21 protein-coding genes and 1 pseudogene are annotated in these 23,546 nt (G+C 59.9%); 11 read left to right on the top strand and 11 right to left on the bottom strand.

What is annotated here, in order from left to right:
• Positions 1 to 117: 117 nt before the first annotated feature.
• Together ACZ9BX_RS30340 and ACZ9BX_RS30335 are read left to right on the top strand one after the other, a co-directional pair.
• Positions 118 to 1,101: a zinc-dependent alcohol dehydrogenase family protein gene (locus tag ACZ9BX_RS30340; protein WP_476221957.1), complete on the top strand. Its 984-nt coding sequence runs from the start codon at positions 118 to 120 to the stop codon at positions 1,099 to 1,101.
• 241 nt (positions 1,102 to 1,342) lie between these two features.
• The gene (locus tag ACZ9BX_RS30335) at positions 1,343 to 2,170 is read left to right on the top strand and encodes a universal stress protein (RefSeq protein ID WP_476221956.1); all 828 of its coding nucleotides are present in this window, start codon (positions 1,343 to 1,345) and stop codon (positions 2,168 to 2,170) included.
• Positions 2,171 to 2,274: 104 nt separating this feature from the next.
• Here the strand turns inward: ACZ9BX_RS30335 and ACZ9BX_RS30330 are convergent, their stop codons facing one another.
• The 3 genes and pseudogenes from ACZ9BX_RS30330 to ACZ9BX_RS30320 all read right to left on the bottom strand — a co-directional run.
• Complete coding sequence (locus ACZ9BX_RS30330) at positions 2,275 to 2,580, bottom strand: hypothetical protein (RefSeq protein ID WP_476221954.1); 306 nt, start codon at positions 2,578 to 2,580, stop codon at positions 2,275 to 2,277.
• A 63-nt stretch (positions 2,581 to 2,643) separates the two neighbouring features.
• Positions 2,644 to 2,958: a hypothetical protein gene (locus tag ACZ9BX_RS30325; RefSeq protein ID WP_476221953.1), complete on the bottom strand. Its 315-nt coding sequence runs from the start codon at positions 2,956 to 2,958 to the stop codon at positions 2,644 to 2,646.
• A 351-nt stretch (positions 2,959 to 3,309) separates the two neighbouring features.
• Positions 3,310 to 3,591 (bottom strand): annotated as a pseudogene (locus tag ACZ9BX_RS30320) (heavy metal translocating P-type ATPase); the annotation flags it as partial.
• Between the two features lie 281 nt (positions 3,592 to 3,872).
• Here ACZ9BX_RS30320 and ACZ9BX_RS30315 point away from each other — a divergent pair.
• Genes ACZ9BX_RS30315 through ACZ9BX_RS30285 form a run of 7 tightly spaced genes read left to right on the top strand, consistent with a single transcriptional unit; the run spans position 3,873 to position 11,351 of the window.
• Positions 3,873 to 4,187 carry a helix-turn-helix domain-containing protein gene (locus ACZ9BX_RS30315; protein ID WP_087004451.1) on the top strand — a complete coding sequence of 105 codons (315 nt, stop codon included), beginning with the start codon at positions 3,873 to 3,875 and terminating at the stop codon, positions 4,185 to 4,187.
• A complete protein-coding gene (gene hyfB, locus ACZ9BX_RS30310; protein WP_476221952.1) occupies positions 4,184 to 6,205 on the top strand; it encodes a hydrogenase 4 subunit B in 2,022 nt (673 codons plus the stop codon). Before ACZ9BX_RS30315 ends, hyfB begins: the two co-directional genes overlap by 4 nt.
• Entirely contained in the window at positions 6,196 to 7,152 is a 957-nt protein-coding gene (locus tag ACZ9BX_RS30305) for a respiratory chain complex I subunit 1 family protein (protein WP_476221951.1), read from the top strand. The genes hyfB and ACZ9BX_RS30305 overlap by 10 nt, the downstream gene beginning before the upstream one ends.
• Positions 7,152 to 7,817 (top strand): hydrogenase-4 component E, encoded by a 666-nt coding sequence (locus ACZ9BX_RS30300; RefSeq protein ID WP_132568871.1) that lies wholly within the window; start codon positions 7,152 to 7,154, stop codon positions 7,815 to 7,817. The genes ACZ9BX_RS30305 and ACZ9BX_RS30300 overlap by 1 nt, the downstream gene beginning before the upstream one ends.
• Positions 7,814 to 9,277 carry a hydrogenase 4 subunit F gene (locus ACZ9BX_RS30295; protein ID WP_476221950.1) on the top strand — a complete coding sequence of 488 codons (1,464 nt, stop codon included), beginning with the start codon at positions 7,814 to 7,816 and terminating at the stop codon, positions 9,275 to 9,277. Before ACZ9BX_RS30300 ends, ACZ9BX_RS30295 begins: the two co-directional genes overlap by 4 nt.
• Before the next feature lie 13 nt (positions 9,278 to 9,290).
• Complete coding sequence (locus tag ACZ9BX_RS30290) at positions 9,291 to 10,805, top strand: hydrogenase large subunit (RefSeq protein ID WP_476221949.1); 1,515 nt, start codon at positions 9,291 to 9,293, stop codon at positions 10,803 to 10,805.
• Positions 10,806 to 10,817: 12 nt separating this feature from the next.
• Positions 10,818 to 11,351, top strand: a complete 534-nt coding sequence (locus tag ACZ9BX_RS30285; protein ID WP_476221948.1) for an NADH-quinone oxidoreductase subunit B family protein — start codon at positions 10,818 to 10,820, stop codon at positions 11,349 to 11,351.
• 971 nt (positions 11,352 to 12,322) lie between these two features.
• Here ACZ9BX_RS30285 and ACZ9BX_RS30280 read toward each other — a convergent pair.
• Complete coding sequence (locus ACZ9BX_RS30280) at positions 12,323 to 12,838, bottom strand: AAA family ATPase (RefSeq protein ID WP_476221946.1); 516 nt, start codon at positions 12,836 to 12,838, stop codon at positions 12,323 to 12,325.
• 60 nt (positions 12,839 to 12,898) lie between these two features.
• Here ACZ9BX_RS30280 and ACZ9BX_RS30275 point away from each other — a divergent pair, with 60 nt between their 5' ends.
• Positions 12,899 to 13,408: a GNAT family N-acetyltransferase gene (locus ACZ9BX_RS30275; RefSeq protein WP_476221945.1), complete on the top strand. Its 510-nt coding sequence runs from the start codon at positions 12,899 to 12,901 to the stop codon at positions 13,406 to 13,408.
• Between the two features lie 427 nt (positions 13,409 to 13,835).
• On the opposite strand, the gene ACZ9BX_RS30270 is transcribed toward ACZ9BX_RS30275, so the two are convergent.
• Positions 13,836 to 14,621 carry an NADPH-dependent F420 reductase gene (locus ACZ9BX_RS30270; RefSeq protein WP_476223089.1) on the bottom strand — a complete coding sequence of 262 codons (786 nt, stop codon included), beginning with the start codon at positions 14,619 to 14,621 and terminating at the stop codon, positions 13,836 to 13,838.
• A gap of 55 nt (positions 14,622 to 14,676) precedes the next feature.
• Here ACZ9BX_RS30270 and ACZ9BX_RS30265 point away from each other — a divergent pair, with 55 nt between their 5' ends.
• Entirely contained in the window at positions 14,677 to 15,054 is a 378-nt protein-coding gene (locus ACZ9BX_RS30265) for a winged helix-turn-helix transcriptional regulator (RefSeq protein WP_012757092.1), read from the top strand.
• 7 nt (positions 15,055 to 15,061) lie between these two features.
• Here ACZ9BX_RS30265 and ACZ9BX_RS30260 read toward each other — a convergent pair whose 3' ends face one another.
• The 6 genes from ACZ9BX_RS30260 to ACZ9BX_RS30235 form a co-directional block, all read right to left on the bottom strand.
• On the bottom strand, positions 15,062 to 17,350 hold the full coding sequence (locus tag ACZ9BX_RS30260; RefSeq protein WP_476221944.1) for an AAA family ATPase: 2,289 nt from the start codon (positions 17,348 to 17,350) through the stop codon (positions 15,062 to 15,064).
• A 139-nt stretch (positions 17,351 to 17,489) separates the two neighbouring features.
• Entirely contained in the window at positions 17,490 to 17,900 is a 411-nt protein-coding gene (locus tag ACZ9BX_RS30255; protein ID WP_476221943.1) for a hypothetical protein, read from the bottom strand.
• A complete protein-coding gene (locus ACZ9BX_RS30250; RefSeq protein WP_476221942.1) occupies positions 17,900 to 18,352 on the bottom strand; it encodes a hypothetical protein in 453 nt (150 codons plus the stop codon). The genes ACZ9BX_RS30255 and ACZ9BX_RS30250 overlap by 1 nt, the downstream gene beginning before the upstream one ends.
• Entirely contained in the window at positions 18,345 to 20,702 is a 2,358-nt protein-coding gene (locus ACZ9BX_RS30245; RefSeq protein WP_476221941.1) for a hypothetical protein, read from the bottom strand. Before ACZ9BX_RS30245 ends, ACZ9BX_RS30250 begins: the two co-directional genes overlap by 8 nt.
• On the bottom strand, positions 20,699 to 22,231 hold the full coding sequence (locus ACZ9BX_RS30240) for a tyrosine-type recombinase/integrase (RefSeq protein ID WP_476221939.1): 1,533 nt from the start codon (positions 22,229 to 22,231) through the stop codon (positions 20,699 to 20,701). Before ACZ9BX_RS30240 ends, ACZ9BX_RS30245 begins: the two co-directional genes overlap by 4 nt.
• Positions 22,228 to 23,436, bottom strand: coding sequence for a tyrosine-type recombinase/integrase (locus ACZ9BX_RS30235; protein WP_476221938.1), 1,209 nt, complete (start codon positions 23,434 to 23,436; stop codon positions 22,228 to 22,230). The genes ACZ9BX_RS30240 and ACZ9BX_RS30235 overlap by 4 nt, the downstream gene beginning before the upstream one ends.
• Positions 23,437 to 23,546: the final 110 nt, after the last annotated feature.

Here is a 23,546-nt window from a genome sequence, read left to right as displayed (position 1 = left end):
GTGTCGGAGTGTACACTCGTTCCCGATTAAGCCGCCAAGCCATGGTGACGCTTTATAAGAGGGCTCGGTGGAAACCTCTGCCACCATTGAAGCGCCGAGGTCCAGGAGGATATATCCATGAAAGCGATGACGCTCCAGGCCATCGGAAAGCCTCTGGCTCTCGTCGAACGGCCGGATCCATTGCCGGGTCGGGGCGAACTCAGGCTGAAGGTGGAGGCCTGCGCCGTTTGCCGCACGGACTTGCATGTGATCGACGGCGACCTCGCCAATCCGAAGCTGCCACTCGTGCCGGGCCATGAGATCGTCGGGATCGTCGAAGCCGTCGGTGACGGCGTGGCGGCCACGAGAATAGGAAGCCGTGTCGGCGTGCCGTGGCTGGGTCACAGCTGCGGGACATGCCCCTATTGCCGGTCGAAGGCTGAAAACCTCTGCGAACGGCCGGAGTTTACCGGCTATACGCGCGATGGCGGCTTTGCCACCGATGTCGTGGCCGACGCGTCCTACGCCTTTGACCTTGATCCAGAAGATGATCCGGTTTCGCTTGCACCTTTGCTCTGCGCCGGGCTCATCGGCTGGCGCTGCCTGAAGAAGGCCGGTCACGGCAGGAGGATCGGGCTCTACGGCTTTGGAGCGGCAGCCCATATCATTGCCCAAGTATGCGTGTGGCAAGGCCGTGAAGTTTATGCCTTTACGCGCCGCGGGGACGATGAAGCGCAACGTTTCGCCATAAGTCTCGGAGCCGCATGGGCGGGAAGCTCGGACGACAGCCCGCCGGTGCTGCTGGATGCGGCGATCATCTTTGCGCCGGTCGGCGGGCTCGTCCCGGCCGCTCTCAAGGCGGTCCGCAAGGGTGGCCGCGTCGTTTGCGGCGGCATTCATATGAGCGACATCCCGGCCATGCCTTATACCCTGCTGTGGGGTGAGCGGGAGCTTGTTTCCGTTGCAAATCTTACCCGTGAAGACGCCACGCAGTTCTTTCCGATCGCCCGCGAGGCGACTGTGCGCACGCACACGGTCACCTATCGACTCGAACGGGCAAACGAGGCTCTTGCGGACCTTCGCGCAGGTCGGTTTAGCGGCGCGGCCGTCATTGTTCCGTGACGGCGAAACCATGCTCGTGAGTCTTGTTGAACCTTAAGCTCTTCATAAACCAACCGCCAGATGGCACATTGATCAGCATTAATCGCGCCGCATGCCTTTCCAAATTTCGCGCCTGGCAACAGGATCCGCTTGGTGGGCGGAGCAATCTTGATCGTTGGCAACCCCATTTGCGCAAGATCAACGCAGGCATGAACCATTCGGACGAGCATTCCACCTTGCAGCCGAGATGAGGAGATACGCTATGAACGCACAGTTCCATCTGCCTTTGCTTACCTATCCAGATCCCAGCTCTTTTGCTCTGATCCAGAATGCCATCGATTTTGCACGGCACCAGGAAGCGAAGCTTCGTGTCAGCGTATTCCAGGTCAAGATACCGAGGGTGTCCCCGCCATTTCCGTCGATCATCGATGTCGATGTCGATAAAATGAGCGCTGACGCAGAGCGCTCCAGCCGGGATTGCGCGGCGACGCTGATCGAAACCGTGCGCGACTACGCCGATAAGGCCGACCTGGCGGTGACGATCTCATCGTTTGAAGCTACGGAACCGCTCGTTGGCGACAGAATTGCTGAGATCTCGCGTATCTACGACCTCTCGATCATGGAAACCTCGCCAATAGCCAGTTCCGTGGTCGAGCGCATTCTATTCGAGAGCGGGAGACCGCTGCTGTTATTCCCGGCGGACAATTGTTGCGGCCGAATCGACACAGTCGCAATTGCATGGGATGGCAGCCCGACTTTGGCGCGGGCGCTGACCGGAGCCCGCGCGTTTTTGGACAAGGCTTCCAAAGTGGTACTCATCTCGGTCACAGACGACAAGGCGATAGACGCCGATCTTCGCGATCGCTTCGCGGCGCTCATTCGCGATGCCGGTCTTGCTGTCGAGATTGTCAATGCGCAATCACAGGGAGCTCCCGTAGCCGGCACAATTCAAACCGCTGCCGCTGAAGCGCGAGCAGACTTGCTGATCACTGGAGGCTTTGGACACTCGAGACTGCGCGAGCTCATTTTGGGGGGCGTTACGCGATCGTTGCTTAACGGCCTCGAGGTACCGGTCCTCCTATGCCATTAGACCTTAGGTCTGCGCTATGAAATATTGGCAGTCAAAACAGAACCAGGATGGCCGATAGGAGAGGCCCCCGAGTTGCTCAGTCTGCTGACAGCCGCTGAGAATTCCTAAAGGAGATCTTTGCCGCCGAGCCCCACGAACTCAATGCGAAAACCCTGAGCCCGTGCACTTTTGATAAGTCGATCCGCGCTCAAAACGTCGACGATGATGCTTCCGCCGAGACAATGACCCAACGGTTCGCAGAGTTCCTTACGAACCCAGGCGTCGGCGCGGGGCGAGCGGATTGAAATTTCCCATTGATCGACTGTTATCCTGTCGAGCGCGAGGTCGCAGTCGTAGTGATGCGGGACGGGACATCCTGCTCCGGCAAGCAATGCCTCGCCAGTCCGCGAGCAACCTGGATCAATGGTCATTGATGCGCTCCTTTGCTTAGTTGTCATGGTGCCCTGAGCCTGTAGTGCAGGTTTCTCCTTATTTCATCTTGAAGAATCGCGGATGGCATCGAGATCGTCGGCCTGCTCCTGCGCGCTTTTCAGTAATTCCTCCGCATATTTCTCGGCCGATGAGATATCGGGGCTGCACAGTTTGGCATCACGGCATTTGCGGTCGACGACATGCCGTATCGCTTCCATCAGGGCCAATCGTTCTTGGGCATCATGAAGGCGAAGAAGACGCGTGAGCGCCGTTACGGCGACGAGTTCGAGAATCATCATCCGCCCTTCGATTTCGCCGAGAGAAGGAATTGCCTTGCCTGGCTCGCCTCCCAGGCCGTCGCGTTTGGCTCTGAGCATCGTCTGATCCCTTGTGAAGTCACTCGCCCACTCTGCAGAATTCTACTCGGCCGACATTGATCCGGATCAACCAGACATGAGTCATGCGCGGGCAAAGACACTCCGGTAGTCATGCCACCTCGTCCGGCTTCCATTCGTCACTAATGGCCTATCTTGCCGTAAGTTCCTGCACGATCACGCGCATCCACTCAACCTTCTGGCGGAGAGTGAGAACCCGCAAAACCAGTTTTTTGGTGAAGGCATAATATATCGGGACTACATATGCCCAGTCGTCCTTCGCGCATACCACCCTGCCAAGCCTGTGGCCGGACTGGAAATCTACGCATTCCCGCCATTTCATTTCAGTGATGATCATTGCACGCCCTTTTTCAGGCGGGCAGGGTCACGGCCGTATCCAGCTTTCGATCCTGAAGGCCGTAGCGCTCGCAAGGCGTTGAGGATCACAGCGACATCGAGTGCTTCCTCAGCAACGCACCCTGCAGAGGCAGAAGAACTCCCCAGGCGGCGGCAATCATCCCAGCGATTGAAAACCCCAAGCCCCACGATAACGCTCTGGCGCGCAATAACGACCGTCCTCCGGGCGACGGTCAGCGCGTCAGCCAGAGGTTCGAGACGGTCCACGAGCAAAACAACACCGAGGAGATGCAGACGTTCATGCGGCCATAGCGGTAGGCGCTTCCTCGGCGGTGACTATCACGGGGTCCCCGCGAGGATGAACGGAAAGCAAGAAACGGAACGTGCCTATAAAAGACAATGGATTCGTCTTGGATGATCTAGGCATGTCCCTCGTTATTCCAACCCGACATCGCTCCGAGCGTGATCTACATAACCTCGCAATTTTGATTTGAAACATCAATAGAGAGGTCATAGACTTTGAATATTAGAGCCTTGGTGAGATTAGCGATGGTTCAATCGTGATTACTGCCGCTCAGCTGCGGGCCGCCAGAGCCCTGCTCGGTATCGACCAGCGTCAGTTGGCCGAACTCGCTGGAATTTCGGTTCCAACCGTTCAACGCATGGAAGCAAGCAGCCAGGTTGTGCGCGGCAACGTGGATTCGCTGATGCGGCTACTCGCGGCGCTGGACACCGCCGGCATCGAGGTCATTAACGAAGGAGCGGTCAGCAAAGATGGCGGGCGCGGAGTGCGGCTGAAGGTAGCCGCCAGTGTCGAGCCGCTCCGGCGGAAACCCAAACTCGCGCCCGCACGTGGAACGAGGACGCGGCCATGACGCCTGCAGTCGCCTTGCTTATGTGTACGGCGGCCTTCTTGGGAACGGCGATCTTGGCCGTCGCTATCGCCAGATCGAACTGGGCGACACGGGTAATTTACAGTGCCAGCCTTGGGGCTTCGGGTGCCGCCTTTGCGATTGCGCTCGTTCAACTTTCCTCTGCTGGCGTAGCGCCCCTAGCATCAACGACCATCCTTCCCCTCGGCTTGCCGTGGCTCGGTGCGCATTTCCGGCTCGACGCGCTTGCGGCCTTTTTCCTCGTGGTCGTCGATCTCGCCGGGCTGCTCGCCAGTCTCTACGCTCTCGGCTATGGCCGTCACGAGCATGCTGTGCATCGGGTGCTGCCGTTCTTCCCGGCCTTCCTCGCCGGCATGAACTTGGTGATTCTGGCGGACGATGCCTTCACCTTTCTCATCTCCTGGGAGTTTATGTCGCTTGCATCCTGGGCGCTGGTGATGGCGCACCACCGTGACGCCGACAATCGAAGGGCCGGCTACCTCTACATCGTCATGGCAAGCTTCGGCACGCTCGCGCTGTTGCTTGCCTTCGGTCTCCTTGCAGGGGCGAACGGCAATTATGGCTTTACCGCGATGCGCGGGGTTGCCTATACCCCCTCGACAGCCGGCCTCGTGCTCATCCTGCTGTTGTTCGGCGCCGGTTCGAAGGCTGGTCTCGTGCCACTGCATGTCTGGCTGCCACTGGCACATCCTGCAGCACCCAGCCACGTCTCCGCGCTGATGAGCGGCGTCATGACAAAGGTTGCCGTCTATGGCTTTATCCGGGTGGTCTTCGATCTAATCGCCGCGCCGGCATGGTGGTCGGGCATCATCGTCCTCATGCTCGGCGCTGGCACAGCGGTGCTTGGTATCCTCCAGGCGATGCTGGAGACGGACCTCAAGCGGTTGCTCGCCTACAGCACGATCGAGAATATCGGCGTGATCTTCGCCAGCCTCGGCCTGGCGCTTGCCTTCAAGACGAATGGCATGGAACTGGCCGCCGCGTTGGCGCTGACCGCCGCTCTGTTCCATGTTCTCAACCATTCCTTCTTCAAGAGCCTTCTTTTCTTCGGCGCCGGCGCGGTGCTAACGGCGACGGGCGAGCGCAACATGGACAAGCTCGGTGGCCTAATCCATCGCATGCCCGTCACCAGCATCGCATTTCTCGTCGGCTGCGTCGCGATCTCGGCGCTGCCGCCGTTCAACGGTTTCGCTTCAGAGTGGTTGACGTTCCAGGCGATCCTCGAAAGCCCGGCTCTCCCGCAATGGGGTTTGAAGATTTTGGTGCCGGCGGTTGGAGGCTTGCTTGCGCTATCGGCAGCGCTCGCCGCGGCCTGTTTTGTCAAAGTGTTCGGCGTTACGTTTCTCGGTCGTCCTCGCAGCACCGTCGCCGAACAGGCGCTGGAGGTCGACCGCTTTTCGCTTACGGCGATGTCGGTGTTGGCGGCGTTGTGCCTTCTTGCCGGTATCCTTCCGGGGATCGTCATCGACGGCCTCGCACCCGTGACGCTGTCGCTGATCGGCGACCGGATGCCTGTGCAGGCGGATATTCCATGGCTGTCGATCGTGCCGATTGCTGAGAGCCGCAGCTCCTACAACGGCCTTCTGGTCTTCCTGTTCACTCTGTTCTCGGCCTCGCTGACGGCCTATCTGATCCACCGTTTTGCGTCGCGGCGGCTCCGCCGGGCACCCGCCTGGGATTGCGGCTTTCCAGAGATCAACCCGGTGAGCCAATATGGCGCCGGCAGTTTTGCCCAGCCCGTTCGCCGTGTCTTCGGGACCTTGATTTTCCGCGTCCGCGAGCGAGTCGACATGCCGTTGCCCGGCGATCTCCGGCCGGCGCGTCTTACTGTCGAGACGCGTGACCTGATCTGGGAAGGGCTTTACCTGCCGATCGTTGGCGCCGTCGGCTTCGCTGCTGAAAAGCTCAACCACCTGCAGTTCCTTACCATTCGCCGCTACCTGAGCCTGGTCTTCCTCGCGCTCGTCTTTCTACTCCTGGTGCTGGCGCTATGGTCGTGATGTCCGCTCTCCTCGCCCAGGCTTTCCAAATGGCGCTCGTGGTGCTGTTGGCACCGCTCCTCAGCGGTTTCATCCGCAAGCTCAAGGCGCGATTACTGCGCAGGCAAGGCGCCTCCCTGATCCAGCCCTACCGCGATCTCCTGCGGCTCCTGCGCAAAGACGTGGTGCTGGCCGAGAACGCCTCCTGGCTGTTTAGAGTGGCGCCCTATCTGATCTTTGCCGTGACCTGGGTCGCGGCCGCGATCATCCCCACTTTCGCCACAGGCCTCATCTTCAGCTGGACAGCAGACCTGATTGCCATCATTGCATTGCTTGGCAGCGCGCGCTTCTTTCTGGCGCTCGCCGGCATGGATACCGGCACCAGCTTCGGCGGCCTCGGATCAAGCCGGGAGGTGATGATCGCGACGCTGGCCGAGCCCTCGATGATGCTCGTCATCTTCACGCTCGCCCTCGTCGCCGGCTCGACCCAGCTTTCGACCATTGCCGCCTTTATGACGTTTCCCGAGGTCGGATTGCGCGTTTCGCTGGGGATCGCACTCATCGCGCTCATCATGGTGGCGATCGCCGAGAATGCCCGCATCCCGGTCGACAACCCGGCGACCCATCTCGAACTCACCATGGTGCACGAAGCGATGGTGCTGGAATATTCGGGGCGCCATCTCGCGATGATCGAACTGGCGGCATCGCTAAAACTGCTGCTCTACATCTCGCTGATTGCCTGCATCTTCGTGCCGTGGAAGCTGGCGGCCCTGGCAGCCGGTCCGGCCGCCTATGCGGTCGGGATGTTCGCCTATCTGGCAAAGCTCGCGGTCGGCGGCGCGCTCCTTGCCCTGTTCGAAACCGCGACCGCCAAGATGAGGATTTTCCGCGTACCCGAATTCCTGGGGGCAGCACTCATGCTTGGCCTGCTCGCGACCCTCCTGCTATTCGTCTCGAGGAGCCTGTGATGAACGGTCTTACCTTCGACATTGCCCACATGCTCGCCGGCGGTCTGGTGCTGGTCAGCATGATGATGCTCTATCAGGACCGTCTCTACGCGCTGCTCAACGTCTTTGCGCTGCACTCGCTGGTGCTGACGCTGTCGGTCGCCTGGCAGGCCTTCGTTCAGGATGCGCCGCATCTCTATATGACGGCGGCGATCGCCCTCGTCTTCAAGGCCATCATCATCCCCGTGGCGCTCCACCGCATGATCCGTCAACTCGGCATCCATCGCGAGATCGAGACGGTGGTTGGCATCGGCCCTACAATGCTCGCCGGCATAGGATTGATCGCGCTGGCGATGGCGGTCATGCTGCGCGTGACGACGGAAGCCGATCCGCTGGCACGCGAAGATCTGGCCTTCGCATTGTCGGTCCTGCTGCTCGGGCTGCTCATCATGGTGACGCGCCGCAATGCCGTCAGCCAGGTCGTCGGGTTCATGTCGCTCGAAAACGGACTGGTTCTTGCAGCAACCGGCGCCAAGGGTATGCCGCTGGTCGTCGAGATCAGCGTCGCCTTCTCGATCCTGATCGCCTTCATCGTGATCGGCGTTTTCCTGTTCCGCATCCGCGAACGGTTCGACACGGTGGATGTCCGCGCGCTCGATGATTTCAAGGGGAGACGGCGGAAATGAGCGTTTTTTCCTCCGTCCCGGTTTTCGACGCGGTGACGGCCGTCCTCCTGATACCGATCGCGTCGGCAGTTCTTCTGGCGCTTCTGCCCGGTTATAGAACGACGGCGCGGCTGAACGTGTTCGCGAGCCTGCTCACCTTGCTTGCCGCTCTTTCCATGCTGGTGGCCGAACGGCCTGCGCCGGGGCAATATCTCCTCGTCGACGATCTCAACATCGTCTTCATCGTGCTCAATACCTTCGTGGGTTTTACCACCAGTGTGTTCAGCGCCAGCTACATCGCGCACGAATTGGAAACCGGCCGGTTGACACCCGTGAACCTCCGTTTCTACCACGCCATGTATCAGATCATGATGTTCGGCATGAATCTCGCATTCGTCTCGAACAATATCGGCCTGATGTGGGTCGCCGTCGAACTTGCGACGCTCACCACCGTGCTGATGGTCGGTATCTACCGCACGCATGAAGCGCTCGAGGCCGCCTGGAAATATTTTATTCTGGGAAGCGTCGGCATTGCGTTTGCGCTCTTCGGAACCATCCTTGTCTATCTCGTGGCCCAGCCGGTCGTCGGTGAAGGTTACGATGCGATGGTCTGGACCATCCTGATCACGCACGCCGCCACGTTCGACCCAGCACTTCTCAACGTCGCCTTCATATTTCTGCTGCTCGGCTACGGCACCAAGGTCGGTCTCGCACCTTTGCATGCCTGGCTGCCGGACGCGCATGCCGAGGGGCCGACGCCGATCTCGGCTGTGCTCTCCGGCCTTCTCCTGAATGTCGCGCTCTACGCGGTGCTGCGCTTCAAGATACTGCTCGCAGCCAACCCCGAGGCGATCGCTCCCGGACCGCTGATGATGACGATGGGGCTCACGTCGCTCATCTTCGCAGCGTTCATGCTCTATCGCCGTCGAGACATCAAACGCATGTTCGCCTACTCTTCGATCGAGCATATGGGCATCATTGTCTTCGCCTTCGGTCTGGGCGGGCCGCTCGCCAATTTCGGCGGGCTGTTGCATATGGTCATGCACTCCCTGACAAAATCCGCGATCTTCTTTGCCGTCGGCCACATCGCCCAGATCAAAGGCACACAGAGGCTTTCCAGCATCCGCGGCCTCACCGAAACCCATCCGGCCCTTGGCTGGGGACTGGTGATCGGAGTGGTCGCCATTGCCGGCCTGCCGCCGCTCGGAATTTTCATGAGCGAATTCCTGGTCGTGAGTTCCACCTTTGCAAAGGAGCCATTGCTCGCCATCCCGCTCGTCTTCGGACTTCTGGTCGCCTTTGGCGCATTGCTGCTGCGGCTCACCGGCGTCGCTTTCGGCCAGCCACGCGGAAGCATCGCGCCGGCCGAGGCTTCCTACATACCGATGTATTCCCACCTCGCACTGGTGCTGGGCGCGGGCATCTACCTTCCACCACCGCTGGTCGCCTGGTTCCAGCACATAGCCATCCTTCTTCGATGATGGGAGCGGTTCAATGCAAGCACTGACCGATCTCATCCGCGAGGGCCGTGCAGTTCAACACCACCGCCCGTGGCGGCGTGCGATCGTCGGCACAGCCGTCTGGACATCAGCATCTGCGGCGCTCGCGGAAGGATACTGGACCCTGCTCGGCCTCTGGGGAGAGGCGAACGCCGTTCACATGGCTCTACTCGACGAATCTGCAGGTATAATCGGTGTAATCGGACTGGACGGACTGGACGGCAGCTATCCTTCGGTCGGACAATACCATTCTCCGGCCCTCCGGCTGGAACGCACGATCCATGATCTTACCGGACTCGCACCACAGGATCTGCCGGATCCGCGTCCGTGGCTCGATCACGGCCGCTGGGGCCTGCGATTTCCCTTGGCTAGGAGCCCGGAAGCTTCGCCTGGAGCCGCTCCTTACACGTTCTTGCGCGCGGAAGGCGAAAGCCTACACCAGATCCCGGTCGGCCCGGTGCACGCCGGCATCATCGAGCCGGGGCATTTCCGGTTCACCGCCAACGGCGAGACGATCGTCCGCCTCGAAGAGCGCCTCGGATATGTCCACAAGGGAATCGAGGCGCTCATGACGGGGGCAAGCCTCGAGCGGGCTGCACAACTCGCCGGCCGAACCTCCGGCGATAGTACGGTCGCCTATGCCTATGCTTTTTCGCGGGCGGTCGAGGCCGCCGCACAGCTCGAAGTCCCGCCGCGCGCCGTCTGGCTGCGCGCGCTCATGGCCGAGCTCGAACGGCTCGCTAACCATCTCGGCGACGTCGGCGCCATCTGCAACGATGCCGCGTTCTCCCTCATGCACGCCCACTGCGGCGTGCTGCGCGAGCGTGTGCTGCGTGCGGCCGACGCCGCCTTCGGCCATCGCCTGATGCGCGACCGCATCACGCCCGGCGGTGTCACTGCCGATCTGGACGATGAAGGCATCACGGCTCTGCGAGCCGTCGCCACGGAGATCGGGCAGAAGTTCCCGGCATTAGTCGAGCTCTACGACAACACAGCGTCGCTTCAGGATCGCACCGTCGGCGCCGGCACGCTGAAACCGGAACTCGCCCGCCGTTATGGCGCCGGCGGCTATGTCGGGCGCGCCTCGGGGCGCGGCTTCGACGCCCGGGATACCCTGCGTTATCCGCCCTATGATCAGCTCGCCTTCGAAGTTCCGGTGTTGAACGAGGGCGATGTAAACGCCCGCGTCTGGATCCGCATTCGCGAAGTCGAGCAGAGCCTGTCACTGCTGGGCCAGATCCTCGACCGGTTGCCGGACGGTCCGACCCTGACCGATATTCCCGTCATCAATGAGAACCGGGAGGGCATGGCGCTTGTCGAAGGCTTTCGCGGCGACGTGTTGGTCTGGCTTCGTCTTGCCGAAAGCGGCAGGATCGACCGCTGCCATTTGCGCGATCCATCCTGGTTTCAATGGCCGCTGCTGGAGGCGGCGATCGAAGGCAATATCGTTGCGGACTTCCCCCTCTGCAACAAGTCTTTCAACTGTTCATATTCCGGTCATGATCTCTGAAGGCAGCCAATCATGCGCAAGCTCCTCTTCGAAAGTCTCATCCGGCCGCCACTGACGGAACCGGCACCGCCGGTTTCCGCGGCTGCGATGACAGAGCTCGCCGCTGCCATCGAAAGGAGCGCGCGACGCCGGCTTGGGCGCAGCCTGTCGATCCGCGCCGTCGACGCCGGGTCGTGCAACGGCTGCGAGCTGGAAATGCATGCCCTTAGCAATGCTTTTTACGATATCGAGCGCTTCGGTCTCCGTTTTGTCGCCTCGCCGCGGCATGCCGATGTTCTGCTGGTTACCGGCCCGGTGACCCGGAACATGGCGCAGGCCCTCGAACGGACATACAACGCCACCCCCGATCCCAAATGGGTGGTTGCCCTCGGCGGCTGCGCGCGCGATGGAGGCTGCTTCGCTGGCAGTTATGCTGTGATCGGCGGGGTTTCCAAGGTCGTGCCCGTCGATCTGCATATTCCAGGATGTCCTCCATCGCCGATGAATATCCTGAGCGGTCTGCTCGGGTTGTTTGAAGATGTGAGCGGGGAGGGCAGCGTTTCGTGACAGGCAGTTTCGATGGTTCGACTTCTGCAGGCTGGAATCATTGCAACATCACCGTGGCCGTGGCGGCGCTGACGCATCTTGCGGCCTTTCGACACCGGATCGTGCCACCGATACCACCGCCGCGCCAACGGCGTAACATCGAGGCCGGCCATCTCATCACAAAGGTGATCGAAGAGTTGAGGCTGGAGCGACGGCGATGAATTTACGACGTCTTGAAATTCGCGACGGCCGAACTGGCGGAAGCGCGTTAGCGTCACGGCTTCTGCGCTGTAAAGGTAACCCGCTTTTCGAAGCTGCCCGCAGCCAGAAGAGTGGAGACTTAAGGGGCCATCGGGGTGCCGACGAACGCGAAATAGAACCAAGCTGCTGCAAACAAAGCAAGCACGCCTAGCACAATGAGGATCTTGCGAAGACGGGGATCTGGCAGGCGAGGCGGCTTGGGCTTGCGAAACTTGATGACATTATCGTCCATCGCGTAGCCTTACCGCGATTGCCGGGCGGAGCGCAAGCCGATCGAATTTCCGCCGCCTCTGCCTAAAGCTGCCTCAAAATCCGGCGGCTTCTCTATGCCTGGACCGCGGCCGATTTCGAAGCTTCGGAAACTCTAATGAGAGCATAGTCGCCGTGGCGCGGCGCGAGCCGCCGCATGCCGCGTTTCTGCTGAAAACGGTGTTTTGCGCGCAGGAGCTATCCCGTGCGCAATTGGCGGCTCAGTAGTCGACGAATGGCCGCTTTCCGATCTGATGGGCGAGGCCCATTCCTGCCTCTGTGAGGCCAAGCGGTGGAGCCGGAATTGGGCTATCCTCGACATCGCCAAGGCCGCATAACGCCTGCAAGCCCGTTCAATATTTACCGCCATCAGTTCTTCATAAATCTTCCGAAGCTCGATATCGCCCTTGGCGAAACGCTCAGTCATCCTTGCGGAGAACGAGCCCGCGCGTCGCGTTCTCACGGTAGCTCTCGGTCATCGGTCATAAGGGTGCGGAGGTACGCGCAATGACGTAAGAGACGGCTTGGTCCAGCGACACTGCGGAGGTGTCAAGGATATCGCAGCCACTCGCTTTCGCCTCTCGTCTCAAATAATTCGCCCAGCTCATCATCTCGGAATTAGCGAGTTCGGGCTGCTGACGGTCGATGATCAGCCGCCTCGCTCTCGTCTCATCATCGCAATCAACGAGGATTGGGATGTAATCGGACCAACCTGCAGCCGCTGCCCCTTCAGCCACGAATGCAAGGCGAGTTTGACCTTCGAAGACTACCTTCCGTCCAGTCTCGGCAATCTTGGCCAGCGTGCTCATCCATTCAATGGTCTTGGCCCGCTGCCACGCCTCACTCGACCCGTATTCTCTCACCATGTCCTCGAAGGCAGGCACGCTTATCCAGTCAAAGAAGAGAACTTCGACATTGTCTCGAAAGCGTTCCGAGATGGCCCGAGCAATCGTGGTCTTGCCCGACCCAGAAGCTCCGATCAAAATAGCGACAGGCATGGTGCGTCCTTCTCCTTCCTAATGCGATGCTCGAGTCACGTCCTAAAGGTACAGCCCCAGATGATTGATTTCAGGCCACTGACCGAAGCAGATTTTCCGATATTGTGTGAATGGCTAAATAGCCCTCATATGCGGGCTCACTATCAGAAGACGCCGATAACGATCGAGGAAGTTCAGGGGAAGTATTCTGAGCGCCTGAGCCCAAGCCATCCCACCCATTGCCATATAGCTTGTTATACTGGTAAGCCCTTTGGAATGTTGCAGTGCTATTTGCTTCGCAACTATCCCGATTTCGCGTCTGAGATAGGCGAGCACGACGGCGTAGCGGTCGACCTATTTATCGGTGAGGAGCGTTTCATAGGGAGGGGCTTGGGGAAGGCTATGCTTCGCTCCTATGTGCTGAACGTGGTTCCTTCCATTTTTCCCCAAGACTGCAAATGCTTCATCTGTCACGCTAAAGAGAACAAAATAGCTATTCGTGGTTCGCTGTCCGCAGGGTTTCTGCCGTATCGAGACGTCATCGAGGGCGGGGTGGAAAGTCTGCTACTTTCATTCGACCGTCCGATTTAGAGGGATTGGGACTTAAAGCCGAACTGGGCCGTCATGCCCTCGACCATCCCGGTCATCTCGCTGGTAGTGCTGCATCTCTTATATTGATGATCGGCATGGTGACTCGCGTTTTTTGGTGAATGCAACCATTCCATCGGCGTGTATCAACGCAACAGGGCAAACCGCACTATATGCAGTTTTCCACAACGCGGTTTCAGGCCGAAACGCCACAGCAGGCAAACCGCCCAGAAGTTCCAAAGAGTGCGGTTTCGGCATTGAAGCTGTGTGAGTGAGTGATGTCTTTGGCCTACACGGCAAGCTTACTCAGGCGATTCTCGGTGTAACGGCTGTTGCACACCCAAGAATGCGGTGTTTGTTGCTTTCTGTTCAGCGTCGATCCGCAACACGATCTGGCTGTGTTGCGGATCGACCGAAGGCCATTGTTGCTTTATCGAAGCGGTGCAAACGAACGGTTCATCGCCACGCGGTCCTCGTGGGTCGCGTCCGGCCCCAGCGTTGCCATCTTGCTCTTGAACACCGGCCATCTCGTGGGTGCCTCACCCTCAACTGCAGCGTCGAGCGCCTTGCGCATGGTGGGGGCGTCGAAGTCGCAGCAATATCCGGGTGTCAGCGGCTGCTGCCTCCAGGATTCGGCGAGCGATCCACCGTCGACCGGATCGAACCCTACCTCGTCCACGATTGCCATGGCGATCTTCTTCGCGACGGCGTCGTCTCCTGCGACCGCCACGGCCAGACGACCGGGCATACCGTCGGGCTGGCCCAGTTCCGCCAGGGAATACGCGAGGATGTTGTTGAAGGCCTTGATGATGGGGCGACCGACCTGTCTTGAGACCCAGACGCTCTCGACCTCGCCTGCGTCGAGGTCGGCGATCTGCGGGTCACGTAGGCCCGGATAGTAGTTGCTGGTATCGATGACCGGGACGTTGGCGGGTAGGTCCTTGAAGAGGTCCTTCGGCAGGTTTTCGATGGCGAGAAGCGGAATTGAAAGGATGACCGCGTCCGCGCCGGAGATCGCCCCCTTCGTGTCCGTCGCAGTGGCTCCGATCTCGTCGGCGAACGGCCTGACGGCGTCGGCTCCCTTCGAGTTCGCCACCCAGACCTCATGTCCTGCCGATGCGAGCTTGCGGGCGAGAGTGCCACCGATGTGGCCAATACCGATGATGCCGATTTTCATGCTGGTGCTCCTGTTGTGCTGCCTACCAAGATAATGGATACTGCGACTTCAACAAGAACCGACAGATAAGTGGGTTACCCACTAAAAGGTAAGTATGGCGCAGGACCGAGAGTGGAGATGCGGAGACCCGCAGCAGCAGCGCAAGTGGGCGGACGCGACGACGGACGCCCTGCGGGTCCTCGAAGGCAAATGGAAGATCGTCATCATCTGCCAACTATTCGGAGCCAAGGAGGCCCTTCGTTTCTCGGAACTCGAACGACGGTGCGAAGGCGTGAACCAGAAGATGCTCATCCAGCAACTCAAGGAGCTGGAGAAGGACGGGATCGTGACACGTACCGTCTATCCCCAGGTGCCGCCAAAGGTGGAGTACGCGCTGACGGAGATGGGCAAGGCCCTGGGGCCGTCCATGGCCGAACTCATTGACTGGGCCTTCATGCGAAGGGAGTGGATGGCGGGCGAACTCACACCGTGAGCCATCGCTAGTTCTCGTCGAACCGGAGCGCCGTGGTTCGCTGCAAGCTCGCCGGAGCCGCCAAGACAATCTCGTTGATGAGAGCGATGTCGCCGACGAGAACGACGGTCTCTATGCCGCGAGTTATAGCGGTGTAGAGCATGGTGCGGTCCAGCAGCTTCGACCGAACGACGGGGATGATGACCCGTTTGAATGCCGACCCTTGCGCCTTGTGGACGCTGATCGCCCAGCCGTGCGTGAGCTTCTCAAGGTCGGCCGTGGTGATCGCGTCTTCAGCACCGTCGTCGAACCGAACCCATGCACCTTTGGGATGGGGTTTTGCAACGACGCCCAGCGAGCCGTTCATGAACCCGGCACAGATCGGCTCGCCGGTCACCTTGTCGACGACAGGCTTCCCTTCGGCGTCGAGTTGAGGGGCCTTCGAGTAATCGTTCTTCAGCCACATGATCTTCGAGCCGACGCTCAAGCCCCAGTCCTCGACGTTGGGTTGCTTGCACATGTATTCAGCCTCGATGGCGCGGTTCAGCTCCTTCGATCCAGCGGGGCCGTTCTTCACCTGCGTGAGTATCTGGACGTCCATCTCATGGAGTGCGGCCGTCTTTCCAGACGCCGGAACCCGGCCGCACATTGCGCGGAAGGCCGCTATGGTTTTTCCAGCCACATCGTCTTTCGACGCCGGGAAGAGATAGACGCCAGGTGTCAGTGCAACGTTCGGATCGAAGCGACGCAGACCGACCGCCTTTCCGGTGCGCACGGCGGATGCGACGGCAGGGATGCCGGTGGCGTCATCCTGCCTGTGAACGACGTCGAGGGTGACCGATGGAATGCTCACCGCCTTCACCATGGTGTGGAAGGGCAGGCCGGGGCCGATGGGCGGAAGCTGGCCGGGATCGCCGATGAAGATCAGGTTGACCTCAATGGGCAACTGGGCGAGCACCCGATAGATCGACGGGGTATCGAGCATGGAGGATTCGTCGAAGATGACCGTCCCCGCCTCGATACGACGGCCTGCATCCTCGATGTCGTGCACCAGTCGCGAGAGCGTGCTTGCCGGACGACCTGTCGCCTCGCTGATCCGCCTGACGGCGCGGCCCGCGAGAGCCACTTGCAGGTGTTCTACACCATGGCGCTCCGATACTGGCAGATGGTCGCGGATGGCCTCCAAGGCAGCGAGAATAGCCCGGACGACTGTCGTCTTGCCCGTGCCAGCGCCGCCGCTGATCACGCAGACGCCGCAGGTCGTCGCCATGAAGACTGCCTCCCGCTGCGCGTCAGTGAGGGTGTAGCCGATCTCCGCCTCGACCTTGGCCATGGCGTCGACCACGAGTTTGCCATCGAATCCTGGAATCTCACGGCCGATGCGCTCGTCGATCTGTCGGGCGACCTCCTCCTCCATGAACCGGCAGGCTCGCGACTGGAGAAGATCGGGTGACGGTGAGACCACGCGACCGTTGGCCAAGGCCAGATCGATGGCAGTCGCCGGATCGCCGGACCAAGGTGCCAGCAGGCGTTTCACCAGAGGCTTCAGAACCAGGGAAGGGGAGGCCATGTTCCCTGCCCGGAAGCGGATCGCCAACGCCTCTTCGGCGGCGGCCGTCAGCCGTCTTGGATCGTCGAGGGCGACGCCAAGCCGGAGCGCTCTCGCATCGACGTCCTTCCAAGGCTCCAGCAATGTCATCGTGAACGGGTCGGCCTTGATACGGTCGATGGCTCCAAGACCCCAAACACGGGCGGCAGCACCAGCCACACGAGGCGAGACGCCGTACCGATCCAGCCACCGAAAGATTTCGACCTCCTCGGCAAGCATGCCGAAGCCGTCGACTATGGCGATGGCCCGATCCGCCCCGACGACCTCCGCTAGCGCCTTCAGGTCGCGATCCCGGATGATGTCGTAGATGGTCTCGCCGAAGCGCTCCCAAACCCTCTCCGCCGTCGCCCAGCCAATACCGACGAACCGCTTGTCGCTGGCAAGGTGACGGATGATCGCCCGCCCCTTGGTGACGAGGGGCATGGCCACCTCGGCATGGAGCTGCGGACCATACTCGGGATGGAGTTGGATCGAGCCTGTGACCCGCCACGTCTCGCCGACGGCCGGATCACGCGGCGACCTTTTGGAAAGAACGAGGGCACGGCGGAGTTGCTCGGCCTCGTCGCGACCGATGATGACATGGTCGCCGAACCGGCTGGCATGGACTGACGTGATGGACAGCTCCCAGGAAGACTGCTCAGAACGCTCACCAAGGACCAGGAACGTCTGCCCCTCTGCGCCACCCCGTCGTTGATTGGCCCCTGCCATGGGCTCTGGCTCTCCGTTCACTGCGGCCACCCACGACGTGCCGTCGCGGGTCCCTGTGCCTCATTCACTGCGATCCAGCTCCCATGGCCTGTCGGGGCCACGACGGCGCGGCTCCGAGGACCAGACTTCAAACACCCAATCATGGAAGTCTCCCAGTCTCGGCGATCACCGCGCTCAACCGCTTCATGCGGTCCAGGTCTCGACGCAACGAGGCATTCTCCGCCTTCAGCCGAAGGTTCTCCTCTTCCAAGGCCATCTGATTGCCATCGACCTTGGCCTTCTGCTCGCGGTCCGCTTCCGCCTGTTCGAGGCGCGTCAGGTTGGCCTTGCGATCACGGTCATCAGCATTGCCGAGGATTTCGGCGCAGCGAGGATTGGTGCGGAACACCTGACGGTCGAAGCCGCAGGCCTTTGCGATGGCACTCTTGTTAAGCTCAATGCCACCGTAGCGGGGCAAAGGCTGTTCGCCGAGGTTCTCCAGATAGGACTCCAAAGCGTCGACATGTTCTTGGGCGACTTCGACGCCGCTCTTGCCCGTTCCTCGCGCCATCAGGATTTCCTCGGAGGGAGGGCGACGACTTCGCCGGAAGGAATGGCATCCATGCTGTCGAGCTTGTCGACGGTCGCCTGGTAGCCCTCGAAGAAGCGCTTCCATTTCGAGAAGCCACCCATTTCGGCGACAGCAAGGATCATCAAACGATGAGAGGCGATAACGAGCTGCCTGTCGCCCTGAAGCTCGTCGATCTCGGCGTTCTTTTCCTTGACCAGCCGCTCCAGCTCCGTGCGAGACTTGCCGCTGCTGCGACCAATCGCGATCCTTATAGTCTCCTGCTTTCGCTGGGCGTCCTCGAACTTGGTACGCCGGTCCACATTCCGAGTGATGTCAGTAGCGTTCTTGAACACGTCACCGCTGCGCCGGACGATGGCTCTGGCGGTGATGGTTTCGTCCTCGGCGATCATCGCCTCCAGAAGTTCCTCAAGATGGGCGTTCTTATCAATCATCGAGGTCTCTCAGGCGGTTCATGGTGTCGATGATGGTGTTACCGAACTTCTGCTCTGGCGTCACCGACAGGTCCTTGCCATCGGGGAAAGGGCGCTCACCGGGCTCTGTCGTGAGCGCCTTGCCGATGTTCTCGTAGCGGATGCGGGCATGAGCAATCTGGTTCGCCCAGCCAGCATATCGACGGCCTTCGGGCACGGATTCCAACTGGATGATGATCTTGGCGAAGCGGTCACGCAGCTTTTCGAGATGGTCGTGCTCCTCTACGTCGGTCCGGGCCAGATGAAGGCAGCCGTTGAAGCATTCGAGATGTTTCGGGCAGGGATCGCTGGTGAAGCTGTTCACGCATAGCCCGTAGGGCGTGACGTGGAGACCGTCGGCCTCGGCATTCAGGTAGTCGAAGGCTGCGTCGTCGCCATACTCGCGTTGAACACGCCGGAACTCGTCGACGATAGGTCCACGCACCTTGTTGGCGGCGATCATCTTGTAGACCTGAAGCGCCTTGTCGCCGAGAGAATCTTCGGCTTCCGGAGGAACGTCGATATGCTCGATATCCTCATGAAGGCTTCGGTGATCGTACTCGTAGCTCTGCTGAACGCTACGGCGGCCGAACTTCTTGGTGATCATCGTGTCAGCGACGCCGAGACGGAACAGCTCGGTGTTCTGCAGGTGCCGCAGGGAATGAGAGGTCAGCGTCAACGCGCGGTCCTCGTCCGTCTGGCCGTATCGCTGGAAGAGGGTCTCCCCGCTTGCCTTGCCGCTCAAGGAGCCGTTCAGCGGGCCTTTGTCCAAAATGCCGATGGCAGAGTACAAGGTCGTGTCGAGAAGGCCGTTGTTGCGCCCCTCGATGAGGTTTCTGATCGGCATCAAGAACAGGAGGTCGTGGGGATAAAACACCGTACCGTCGGTCGTCGTGGTCGGCTTGGTAGCGGATAGCTTCGTCGCGCGGTTCTCCCGGATGTGTTCCTCGACATCGCCAACGCGGACGAATGCAAATCGCCAGTTAATCCTGCCGTTTTCGATCACGCCCGCCGATGTCCGGATCGGAATGTTGCGTTGAGCCGGATTGGTCCAGAACTGCGACAAACCAGCGGGTCCGCCGCCTAATTGAAGATCGCGGATGGTGTCGAGGTACTGCGGGTCGTAGCTCTCGCGATATTGCTGGATCAGTTGCGGCGGAACCTCTGCGTCCGAGAACACCGCATTTCCTGTGATGCGGACGTACATCTCCCAGGCAGGAACGAGCGCGTCCTCAGCATATTCGGGAAAGATGCGACCTGTTTCAGCCTGCCGTTTCAATCGCTCCCGCAGCGGGGCGGTAATGGTGGCTATGTGGTCGAGCGTCTCTACCAAAATCTCCTCGAACATCGGCGGGACGTGCTGGATGTTCTCGTACAGGGCCAAGCCCTCGGCAAGGTCGTCCTCTTCCTGCTTTTCAGCGAAGTACCTGATTATCAGCGAACGGGAGAACCCACCATGCTCTCCGGCCAGTCGGCCGTCGGCGTCCAGATATTCGCGCCAACGCTTCCAATCCAATGGAAGAAGGGCGGCCTCTCCGATCCGGAAGCCCATGATGATCTGGACCTTAAATGCCGCAAACCGGATCGCATCCGAGAAGGACAGGGGCGTCTCGGTGAAGACAATCCGAACCAGTTCCCAGAAGGCCTTCTCATCCGGAAGCTTCGACGCCGACTTCCGTTCAGCCAGGCTGCGCCGCAGGCTCTTGCGGCCACCATGTGCGTTTTGGCGGTCTTTGACCGCATCGGCCCGCTGCTGCGCTGCCAACGCTTCCTTGCTGGAATAGGGTTGGCAGAAACGAGCCAGAGCAGGGATGTCGGCGAGCTTTTGTCTGTCGATGACGTTCCTGACCATGGTCACGAAGTCGAGCGCTTGCTTGCCGGATTCCGATGACCGAAGAACGGCGTTGTAGGCCTGCTGGATTTGATCGGGGGTTACCGCCCAGGGCGGTGTATCCTCTGCTGCAGGTGCCAGCCGTCGGATGCCAGCGCCCACTTGAACGGCGCTTCCGGGCTTCGTCTGACCAAGGAGAAGCTGGTGGATCAATACAGCCTGGAAGAAGTCCAGCCAGTGGGGAGACAGGGGCATGGCGACCAAGAGACCTTGTCCCATTTCCACTCTGATCTCGTTCAGTTTTTTGAATGGCGCGGCGTCCACGCCAACCTGACCAAGCCATGAGACCGGTTTGGAAAGGCCACCCCTCAGTTCCGTCAGGTTCCACATCGTCTCCTTGGTGACCTTGCCCTCACCGTCGAAGACTAGCTTCCAGCTCAGGCCGCGTTCTTCGGCCAGCCTCTTGGCCGTGGCAATGTATTCGGCATAGAACGGGTTCATGGCTCGTCCCCGCCATCGGATTTCAGTTCCTCGGCAACACGTCTTGCGGCGTCGAGCGTGCTCTTCAACTGAGCGTAGGCAGGGGATTGCTGGTTGTTGCGGGACGCGGCGGCGAACTCAGTGACGACCGGACGAAGGCTCTCCACGACGTCCTGGTGGATTTCAGGATCATTGAGCGGCATGAACTGCGAGCAGGTATAGCAAGCCACCACCGGATTCTTCATGCAGAGGTTCTGACCCAAGTTGCAACCACCTATTCCTGCGATAGGAATCCCGTGAGGCACACCTCCGATCTGCTTCTCGGCCGGAAGGCCTAGAAGCATCTCCTTATCGATGGTTCTCGTCGTCGCGATCTTGGCTACGTTCTTGTAGATGGGCGAGATTGCAAGGGCATCATTGATACGCTTGGCCTGTGGTGGCGATGCGTCGAAGTAGACATTGGCTACCCGGTCGCTGGAGTGTCCCATAAACTCCGACAGACCAGCGTGCGAGATGCCGCCGTCCGCGAGGCGTTGGGCCGCCGTGTGTCTCAGGTCCGTCGGCGACCAAGCCTCGCCCGTCAACTCCGCTGTAAGCTCAAGTATGACCCGGCTTACGCCAGATGGTGTGAGCCCGAAGAGGAGGTGAGGGGGCACGCCCTCCTCCAGCATGACGCTTCCTGCATCCCGCCGCTTCACGAACTCGTTGAAGAGCGGACCCCACTCTCGCTTGATCCGCCGGGTTTCTCGAATGCGCTTGCGGTTGTCCTTCTGCTTGATCCGGGTGACCGCCACATGCACCGCGCCAGTCGAGTACAGACGTACGTCGGCCGTTTCGATCCGCGCGATCTGGCCTGGACGGAAGGCATACTGGTATGACGTGACTAGAATGCACACGTCCCGCAGCGCCTCGGTGTCTATCGACTGCGGACCATTCGAAAGCGCCGCGCACATCGCGTCGATGTGGTCGACGATAAGGCTTTGTTGATCCAGCGGCAGGAAGCAGTCGCCGATGCGGACGACGCGATATCTGTCGACTTTCGGACTTGGCAGTGCACGAACAACGGATAATGCTGAAGGCTCCCAATGCCCGATATTCAATCGACACAAAGATCGTAACATCGCCCTTAACGCGGAGGCTTCGTCCACCTGCACCTGGGCTAGAACGAACGAGGTCCAATGGGCACGGGCATCGAATGGGTGCGAGGCGATAAGGTGTGTGAAGGAATCCAGTCCTCGGCGACCAATGTAACTACAGAGCCTGTCGAACCATAGCTTGATCGAATGCGGATCATATTGGTGAAGCCAGTCGACCAAAACACGCTTCACTACGCCGGAAGTGGCTCCGAATCGCGCAAATTTCAAAGGATATTGAACGCCGTCCACTCGAAGAACGACATCGTCATGATCACCAAGGTCGCGAATGGCCATCATCTCATCCGCGAAGTCGTCGTAGTATCTGACAATCGGGGGGAGTTGTGGCAGCCCCGCAGAGACTTCCGCCAATTTTTCAAGTAGTTCCGGCTTCACACTGTGTGCGATGACACTCATCGTCCGGCCTCCGGAACAGTACGCCTAAGGGCATCCACGAAGTGATCGAACTTTTCGCCCCAGACTTCGTCCAGGCTGGTTTCGAAGTAGGCCTTGGCATAGAGGCGCGGCATATCCGACTTCTTCGACCACCCAAAGAACGTCCTTAACTTCTCCTGCGCCTTGTCCAGGTCATTGCCCGTATCTTGATACCGACGCATCCTGACGACAGCAGATGTATGGCGGAGATCATGACATGATACGCCGTTAAGTCTCTGTTTTTTCAGAGATTGCACGGCTTCATCGGACAGAGCCTTAGTGGCCACCTCGAAGATTTCACTGATGGATCGCAGCGAAAGCGGTGAGCCTTTCTGCGAGATCAGAAGATGTGGGTGGTTTGCCCGTCCGCGATAGTTGCGGATGTAGAACCTGACGAGTTCAACGATCTCTTCCTGTAGCGGAAGCTGGCGTCGTGAGGCCTCCGTCTTCAGGCCGGGCTGCTCGTATCGAGGGTCCGGATCATCGACTTCCTCGACATCCAACCAATGGACGGTCTTGCCAGCGACAGGGTCGAAGTCCTCCTTGAACGAAGAAGCGTACAGTAATGCGCCTTCGCCACGCCGAAGCCCGAGGCGCAATAGCAACATGAAGACCAGGAGGTTGCGCCACCGCAATGTCTCAGTCCTGAACGGGTTTCGTGGTGAATCCGGCCTGAAGATTTCGTAAAGGTCCTCGATGACTAGCGGAGGAAGTGCCCGGACTGGAGGCGGCGGCCGTGGCGAATTAGGCACCAGTTGGCCATAGTAAGTTTCGAGCCGTAATATCTTCGCCGCGATTTCATTTGTGCGAGGCCCAGCTCCTTTCTGGGCTTGCTGCAGCATCTCTTTTATGAACTCAACCGCAGTTGCCCACGTCGGGGTATTGTCCGACCCCTTGATGGCAGCTTCGTTGCGGAGCTGCGCCAAGAAGCCGACGAGACAATCCTCCAAAGCATCGCAGTCCGCATTTGCGATCAAACGGTCGAGACAATCGACGCCGCTCTGTTCCTCGACCGCTCGATAGAGTCTGTCCAGTGCGGCCAGGTGCCGCCGACGGGTCGATGGTTCCCATGAATTGAGAGCGTCAGACCAAATCGTTGCGAAGAAGCGCGGCAGCCCGAGTGAATTCACGCTGACGACGCCACGGAGCGATGGCGGCAATGTTGGGTGTGATAGATTGACCGGCATGCTGCCTCGCGATTTTATTGCGCGGCAAAGGTCTCATATCGAAACGGGAAAGCAACAGGTGAAACCGCAGTTATGCACATGTTTTCACAGCCGCCTAAGCTGCGGTTTCG

It is taken from the genome of Rhizobium sp. USDA 3886, from assembly GCF_056279785.1.
This window is presented reverse-complemented; position numbering and strand designations above follow the sequence as displayed.

Bases quoted from the DNA above. Each gene is read 5' to 3' on its own strand.
- ACZ9BX_RS30340 (WP_476221957.1), top strand. From the start codon at position 118: ATGAAAGCGATGACGCTCCAGGCCATCGGAAAGCCTCTGGCTCTCGTC.
- ACZ9BX_RS30335 (WP_476221956.1), top strand. From the start codon at position 1,343: ATGAACGCACAGTTCCATCTGCCTTTGCTTACCTATCCAGATCCCAGC.
- ACZ9BX_RS30330 (WP_476221954.1), bottom strand. From the start codon at position 2,580: ATGACCATTGATCCAGGTTGCTCGCGGACTGGCGAGGCATTGCTTGCC.
- ACZ9BX_RS30325 (WP_476221953.1), bottom strand. From the start codon at position 2,958: ATGCTCAGAGCCAAACGCGACGGCCTGGGAGGCGAGCCAGGCAAGGCA.
- hyfB (WP_476221952.1), top strand. From the start codon at position 4,184: ATGACGCCTGCAGTCGCCTTGCTTATGTGTACGGCGGCCTTCTTGGGA.
- ACZ9BX_RS30305 (WP_476221951.1), top strand. From the start codon at position 6,196: ATGGTCGTGATGTCCGCTCTCCTCGCCCAGGCTTTCCAAATGGCGCTC.
- ACZ9BX_RS30300 (WP_132568871.1), top strand. From the start codon at position 7,152: ATGAACGGTCTTACCTTCGACATTGCCCACATGCTCGCCGGCGGTCTG.
- ACZ9BX_RS30295 (WP_476221950.1), top strand. From the start codon at position 7,814: ATGAGCGTTTTTTCCTCCGTCCCGGTTTTCGACGCGGTGACGGCCGTC.
- ACZ9BX_RS30290 (WP_476221949.1), top strand. From the start codon at position 9,291: ATGCAAGCACTGACCGATCTCATCCGCGAGGGCCGTGCAGTTCAACAC.
- ACZ9BX_RS30285 (WP_476221948.1), top strand. From the start codon at position 10,818: ATGCGCAAGCTCCTCTTCGAAAGTCTCATCCGGCCGCCACTGACGGAA.
- ACZ9BX_RS30280 (WP_476221946.1), bottom strand. From the start codon at position 12,838: ATGCCTGTCGCTATTTTGATCGGAGCTTCTGGGTCGGGCAAGACCACG.
- ACZ9BX_RS30275 (WP_476221945.1), top strand. From the start codon at position 12,899: ATGATTGATTTCAGGCCACTGACCGAAGCAGATTTTCCGATATTGTGT.
- ACZ9BX_RS30265 (WP_012757092.1), top strand. From the start codon at position 14,677: ATGGCGCAGGACCGAGAGTGGAGATGCGGAGACCCGCAGCAGCAGCGC.
- ACZ9BX_RS30260 (WP_476221944.1), bottom strand. From the start codon at position 17,350: ATGGCAGGGGCCAATCAACGACGGGGTGGCGCAGAGGGGCAGACGTTC.
- ACZ9BX_RS30255 (WP_476221943.1), bottom strand. From the start codon at position 17,900: ATGGCGCGAGGAACGGGCAAGAGCGGCGTCGAAGTCGCCCAAGAACAT.
- ACZ9BX_RS30250 (WP_476221942.1), bottom strand. From the start codon at position 18,352: ATGATTGATAAGAACGCCCATCTTGAGGAACTTCTGGAGGCGATGATC.
- ACZ9BX_RS30245 (WP_476221941.1), bottom strand. From the start codon at position 20,702: ATGAACCCGTTCTATGCCGAATACATTGCCACGGCCAAGAGGCTGGCC.
- ACZ9BX_RS30240 (WP_476221939.1), bottom strand. From the start codon at position 22,231: ATGAGTGTCATCGCACACAGTGTGAAGCCGGAACTACTTGAAAAATTG.
- ACZ9BX_RS30235 (WP_476221938.1), bottom strand. From the start codon at position 23,436: ATGCCGGTCAATCTATCACACCCAACATTGCCGCCATCGCTCCGTGGC.